Source organism: Streptomyces sp. AF1A, from assembly GCF_047340315.1.
Taxonomy (GTDB): Bacteria; Actinomycetota; Actinomycetes; order Streptomycetales; family Streptomycetaceae; genus Streptomyces.
The window spans coordinates 1-2,378 of the sequence record NZ_JBLEBI010000352.1 but is presented as its reverse complement, the minus strand read 5'-3'; the positions used below and the strand labels follow the sequence as shown (position 1 = coordinate 2,378).

At 67.7% G+C, this 2,378-nt stretch carries 1 protein-coding gene; it reads right to left on the bottom strand.

Features of this window, described 5'->3' with window-relative positions:
• Positions 1-2,027 (bottom strand): Ig-like domain repeat protein (locus ACLU3S_RS36715; protein ID WP_413956309.1); only part of this gene is annotated, 2,027 nt, incomplete at its 3' end.
• Between the last annotated feature and the right edge of the window lie 351 nt (positions 2,028-2,378).

The window sequence follows — 2,378 nt, the reverse complement described above, 5'->3', positions numbered from 1 at the left end:
GCGGCCTGGGTCACGGTCTGCGTGTCGACCGGTGAGGTGGAGCCGGTGAAGTCCCCATCACCGTTGTAGACCGCGGTCAGGGAGTGGGCTCCGACACCGAGGGTGGAGGTCGTCAGGGTGGCGATGCCGCCGGCCAGTGTGGTGGTGCCGAGGAGGGTGGCGCCGTCGAAGAAGTCCACCGTCCCCGTCGGCGTGCCCGCACCCGGCGGAACGGCGGCAACCGTCGCGGTGAGCGTTTTCGCCTGCCCGAACACCGAAGGATCAGGCGCCGACACCAGGCCCGTGGTCGTCGCCGCCTGCGACACCGTCTGCGTATCGACCGGCGACGTCGAACCGGTGAAGTCCCCATCACCGTTGTAGACCGCGGTCAGGGAGTGGGTTCCGACACTGAGGGTGGAGACGGTGAATGTCGCGATGCCGCCGGCCAGTGTGGTGGTGCCGAGGAGGGTGGCGCCGTCGAAGAAGTCCACCGTCCCCGTCGGCGTGCCCGCACCCGGCAAAACCGCGGCAACCGTCGCGGTGAGCGTCTTGCCCTGCCCGAACACCGAAGGATCAGGCGCCGACGCCAGGCCCGTGGTCGTCGCGGCCTGGGTCACGGTCTGGGTGTCGACGGGCGACGTCGAGCCGGTGAAGTCCGCGTCACCGTTGTAGACCGCGGTCAGGGAGTGCGAGCCCACCGCGAGAGTCGAGGTCGTCAGGGTGGCGACGCCACCGGCCAGTGTGCCGGTGCCGAGGAGAGTGGCACCGTCGAAGAAGTCGACCGTCCCCGTCGGCGTGCCCGCACCCGGCAAGACGGCGGCAACCGTCGCGGTGAGCGTCTTGCCCTGCCCGAACACCGACGGATCAGGCGCGGACACCAGCGCGGTTGTGGTGGCGGCCTGCGTCACGGTCTGGGTGTCGACCGGTGAGGTGGAACCGGTGAAGTCCGCGTCACCGTTGTAGACCGCGGTCAGGGAGTGGGTTCCGACGCTGAGGGCGGAGGTCGTCAGGGTGGCGATGCCGCCGGCCAGTGTGCCGGTGCCGAGGAGAGTGGCACCGTCGAAGAAGTCGACGGTACCGGTGGGCGTGCCCGCAACCGGCGAAACCGCGGCAACCGTCGCGGTGAGTGTTTTCGCCTGCCCGAACACCGACGGGTCAGGTGCCGATGCCAGCGCGGTGGTGGTGGGGAAGGGGGCGGTGGGAGTGATGCTGACGGTGTCGTCGCCGTTGTTGGCTACGTAGGCGGTGGTCCCGTCGGGGGTGACGGCGATCCCGAAGGGTGCGGTGCCGACGGGGATGGTGGCGACGACGGTGTTGGTGGCGGTGTTGATCACGCCGACGGTGCTGTCACCGTTGTCGGTGATGTAGGCGTGCAGTCCGTCGGGGGTGACGGCAACTCCAGTGGGTGCGGTGCCCACGGGGATGGTGGCGACGACGGTGTTGGTCGCGGTGCTGACCACGCTGACCGTGTTGTCACCGTTGTTGGCTACGTAGGCGGTGGTCCCGTCGGGGGTGACGGCGATCCCCAGGGGGACGGTGCCCACGGAGATGGTGGCGGTGACGGTGTTGGTCGCGGTGCTGATCACGCTGACCGTGTTGTCACCAGAGTTGGTGACGTACGCGAACAGGTTGTTGGGGGTGACCGCCACCCCGAAGGGTGCGGTGCCCACGGAGATGGTGGCGGTGACGGTGTTGGTCGCGGTGCTGACCACGCTGACCGTGTTGTCACCAGAGTTGGTGACGTACGCGAACAGGTTGTTGGGGGTGACGGCGATCCCCAGGGGGACGGTGCCCACGGAGACGGTGGCGGTGACGGTGTTGGTCGCGGTGCTGACCACGCTGACCGTGTTGTCACCAGAGTTGGTGACGTACGCGAACAGGTTGTTGGGGGTGACCGCCGCCCAGAACGGGACCGACCCGACGGGGATGGTGGCGGTGACGGTGTTGGTCGCGGTGCTGATCACGCTGACCGTGTCACCGCCCTCGTTGGTGACGTACGCGAACAGGCCGTTGGGGCTGATCGCCACCGCGATGGGGAAGCTGCCCACCGGTACGGTCGGATCAGCCAGGAGGGGGAGGTGCGAACGGTCGAACGTGCGGAACCCGATAAGCTGACGCCATTGAGAAGTGATTCCCTTGGACATGGATGCCCCTCATGGTGGAGTTCTTGGTGAACTGATGGGCCCTCAAGGGATCGCCAAATCCGGTGTGCCCGCAGGGGAATCACACTCCGGCCTTCCGGAAAGTGCCCATCAAGCTGCCGCCGGCCGTCACAGGAACGTGCGGCAGTTCCAGTCCCCCGGGGAGATGGGCAGCCCGCCGGGTTCCTATATCGCAAGTAACCCACCCACCAGCTCACCAGACCAGCACACCAACCCAACAATCACCCAAACGGGCTA